The sequence below is a fragment of the Planomicrobium okeanokoites genome (genome assembly GCF_003428875.1).
Taxonomy (GTDB): Bacteria; Bacillota; Bacilli; order Bacillales_A; family Planococcaceae; genus Planococcus; species Planococcus okeanokoites.
The window spans coordinates 1-3,759 of sequence record NZ_QQRS01000025.1; the positions used below are offsets into that span (position 1 = coordinate 1).

Genomic DNA, 3,759 nt, shown 5'->3' on the forward strand with positions numbered 1-3,759 from the left:
ATCGCAAAAGCCGTTCTCGCGCCAAGGCGCTCGTGACGTCTCTTGTTGACGTTTTGCTGTTCAGTTTTCAAGGTTCATTTAATCTATATCGCCGTACCTGACAGCGACTTTTCAATATTACCAGCTTCTTTAAATGATGTCAACAATAAAATCGTTTAATCTTTTTGAAACTTAAACGCGAATCAAAAACGCGACAAGAAATATTGTATCATTGCTTCTAAAAAAAGACAAGCGCTTTTTTAGAAAAAGAAAAAGCCCGTTTTAAAATGGGCTTTTCTTCTATAAAAGCTTAATCTCTCGGACGCATTTGGGGGAATAAAAGAACGTCTCTAATTGAGGCTGAATCAGTTAACAGCATTATCAATCTGTCGATGCCAATTCCCAAACCGCCAGTTGGAGGCATACCATATTCAAGTGCTTCAATAAAATCTTCATCCATTTCATGTGCTTCATCGTTGCCTTCTGCTTTTTCTATAAGTTGGGCTTCGAAACGTTGACGCTGGTCTATAGGATCATTTAATTCGGTAAAAGCATTTGCATGCTCTCTGCGTACAATAAATAATTCAAATCTGTCTGTGAAACGTTCATCTTCCGGGTTCTTTTTGGCAAGAGGTGAAATTTCAACTGGATGACCATAAATAAATGTAGGTTGCACCAATTGTTCTTCTACCTTTTGTTCAAAGAATTCGTTCAGAATATGACCTGTTTCCATAGTAGGTTTTATTTCAATATTATGTTCTTTCGCTAAAGCTTGTGCTTCTTCTTTGGCCATCGGCTTCCAAAAGTCCACGCCTACATATTCTTTAACGGCATCTGCCATATGGAGACGTTTCCAGCCTGGCGCAAGATTAATCTCTTCTCCATTGTAGCTGACAGTAGTCGTTCCAAGTACTTCTTGTGCCACATGAGCCACCAGATTCTCTGTAAGCTCCATTACATCGTTATAGTCTGCATATGCTTCATATAATTCGAGCATGGTGAATTCCGGGTTGTGACGAGTGGAGATTCCTTCGTTGCGGAATACACGGCCAATTTCATAAACCTTTTCAAGTCCGCCGACAATTAGGCGCTTCAAATGAAGTTCTATGGCGATCCGGATATATAATTCCATGTCCAACGCGTTATGATGCGTTACGAACGGGCGAGCGGCTGCTCCTCCGGCGATTGAATGCAGCATCGGCGTTTCAACCTCAAGAAAACCTAAGTTGTCCAGATAGCGGCGCATTGACTGGATAATTCGGCTGCGGAGAATGAAAGTCTCTTTGCTGTCTTCACTTGTAATTAAATCCAGATAGCGCTGACGGTAACGTTGTTCAACGTCTTTCAGTCCGTGAAATTTTTCAGGCAGCGGACGCAAAGCTTTTGTAAGAAACTCAACTTCTTTAGCTTTTACAGATAATTCACCAACATTAGTTTTAAAGATAGTACCCTTAACTCCGATAATGTCTCCTAAATCTGCTGTATTAAAGAAATTGTATGCTTCTTCTCCAATAGCATCTTTACGGACGTAGATCTGAATTTGGCCTTTTAAATCCTGAAGATGGGCAAATCCAGCTTTCCCTTTACCACGTTTTGTCATAATACGGCCGGCTATTACTACTTCGTGCCCCGCCTCTTCCAATTCTTCTTTGGAAAATTTATCGTATTGCTGTACGATTTCTTCAGATAAATGTGTGCGTTCGAAACGGGAGCCGAATGGATCCATTCCGCTATCACGTAAAGTTTGCATTTTTTGTCGTCTCACCAATATTTGATCATTTAACTCTTCTGACATTCCCTACACTCCTTTATTTATAAAAAACCACGCTCGTTCGTGTATTTATCTATTGTACACAATTTCTCATCTTCCTACATAAAAAAAGCTGCCGGAAATTTAAGACCGCTGAATATCCTCTGCTGACTTAACATTTCTTACAGCTTCAATTGCCATTCTATTCTTCAAGCAAAAATGATTCCACACTATTATAAGTCTTCCAAATCTCTATACCCTCTCTTTCAGGTTCAATGAAATCCAGTTCCGGATCAAGTTCCAGCAACGGAACTAGCACAAAAGCGCGTTCATGCATCCGCGGATGCGGTATGACCAGATTTTCCGTTTCAAATTCATCCTGATTATAAAGCAGAATATCAAGGTCAATTGTCCGGGGGCCCCATCGAATTTCTCGTTTTCTATCCAATGTTTGTTCGATGTCCTGGCATATTTCCAGCAATTCATAAGCATTGAGATCAGTTTGCAATTGAACAACCATATTCAGAAATGCATCCTGCTCAGTAAATCCGACAGGAGCCGTTTCATATAAAGAAGAAATTTTCATAACATTGATTGCCGGATGCTCTTTCAATAAACGCACTGCCTGCCGGAGCATCCCCACACGATCCCCCATATTCGATCCGAGCGACAAATAACTTTTATTCATGTGAACGCTCCTCTGGTGATATCGACCGCTACGGATTTATAATGACCAGGAATCGGCGGATCGGGTTTGATCAATTGAATCCGAATCCCTTTTACTAATGAAAAAGTGGAAAGTATCTCAGCAGCAAGGCTTTCTGCTACTGCCTCCAGAAGCTTTTTCGGATTCCCCTCTATTACTGACTCGCATACACTGTAGACTTCCCCATAATGGACGGTGTGCTCCAAGCCATCAGTTTCTCCGGCCTTTTTTAAATCTACAGCTAGCGAAACCGTAAGACGGAAACGCTGGCCAAGCTTCGTTTCTTCAGGAAAAACCCCATGGTAACCATAGAACTCCATCTCGTTTAAATGGATGTAATCCATTATTCTGCCCCCTTGTAAGTTACTTTGCCATTCAGAACATCCGTTATTTTTAAAGCTCGCACTGTCTCTTTGACGTCATGAACACGAACGATGCTGCACCCTTTGCTCGCACCGTAGCAGGCCGTCGCCAAGGAACCTTCCAGCCGCTCGCTCACCGGCAGATCCAAAACCTTTCCGATCAATGATTTACGCGACGTCCCCAATAAAACCGGATAGCCCAATCCGCAAAATGGCTCCAATAATTGCATCATCTTGATGTTCTGATCTGTATCTTTACCGAATCCAATGCCCGGATCAAGCCATACCTGATCTTTTTGAACACCGGCCTCCAAAGCGATTCGGATACTCTCTTCCATGTCACTTTTCACTTCATTCCAGAAATCTGTATATGACGTATCGTCACGGTTATGCATCAAAATGATGGGCACTTGATGTTTAGCCGCCACTGCCGCTATCGCAGGATCGTACTTTGCTCCCCAAATGTCATTGATAATATCGGCTCCTGCAGTGATGGCGGCTTCTGCCACTTCCGATTTATATGTATCGATTGAAATCGCAATCTCCAACTCGGCTTTCAATGCCTTAATCACAGGGACGACCCGGCTGATTTCCTCTTCTACAGAAATCTGTTTATGTCCCGGACGAGTAGACTCTCCGCCTATATCAATAATATCTGCGCCATCCGCCACCATTGCTTTTGCGTGTTCTAGGGCATTTTCAACAAAATTATACTTACCGCCATCGGAAAACGAATCGGGGGTTACATTCAATATACCCATTACCAGCGTTTTCGCATTAAAATCAATTTTCAAGATCGCCACCGTCCATTTCAACAAAAGCTTATTTTATTTCCCGGGAAATATTATCTGACTCTATCTTAACGCGAATAATCGGTTTTATACCAATCGAGTAGAGGGAAAATAAGCTAACTTATTTCCGCCCCTCTCACAACACCGTACGTACGGTTCGCGTATACGGCG

At 42.3% G+C, this 3,759-nt stretch carries 4 protein-coding genes; all 4 read right to left on the reverse strand.

Annotated elements, in window-relative coordinates:
- Positions 1-289: 289 nt before the first annotated feature.
- Positions 290-1,774: a lysine--tRNA ligase gene (gene lysS, locus D2910_RS16705; protein WP_117314303.1), complete on the reverse strand. Its 1,485-nt coding sequence runs from the start codon at positions 1,772-1,774 to the stop codon at positions 290-292.
- A 157-nt stretch (positions 1,775-1,931) separates the two neighbouring features.
- On the reverse strand, positions 1,932-2,417 hold the full coding sequence (gene folK, locus D2910_RS16710) for a 2-amino-4-hydroxy-6-hydroxymethyldihydropteridine diphosphokinase (RefSeq protein ID WP_101803442.1): 486 nt from the start codon (positions 2,415-2,417) through the stop codon (positions 1,932-1,934).
- A complete protein-coding gene (folB, locus tag D2910_RS16715) occupies positions 2,414-2,779 on the reverse strand; it encodes a dihydroneopterin aldolase (RefSeq protein ID WP_117314304.1) in 366 nt (121 codons plus the stop codon). The genes folK and folB overlap by 4 nt, the downstream gene beginning before the upstream one ends.
- Positions 2,779-3,591, reverse strand: a complete 813-nt coding sequence (gene folP / locus D2910_RS16720) for a dihydropteroate synthase (RefSeq protein WP_240633641.1) — start codon at positions 3,589-3,591, stop codon at positions 2,779-2,781. The genes folB and folP overlap by 1 nt, the downstream gene beginning before the upstream one ends.
- Positions 3,592-3,759 lie beyond the last annotated feature (168 nt).

What these genes read in the sequence shown, in the direction of transcription:
- lysS (WP_117314303.1), bottom strand. Translation starts at nt 1,774, where the DNA reads ATGTCAGAAGAGTTAAATGATCAAATATTGGTGAGACGACAAAAAATG.
- folK (WP_101803442.1), bottom strand. Translation starts at nt 2,417, where the DNA reads ATGAATAAAAGTTATTTGTCGCTCGGATCGAATATGGGGGATCGTGTG.
- folB (WP_117314304.1), bottom strand. Translation starts at nt 2,779, where the DNA reads ATGGATTACATCCATTTAAACGAGATGGAGTTCTATGGTTACCATGGG.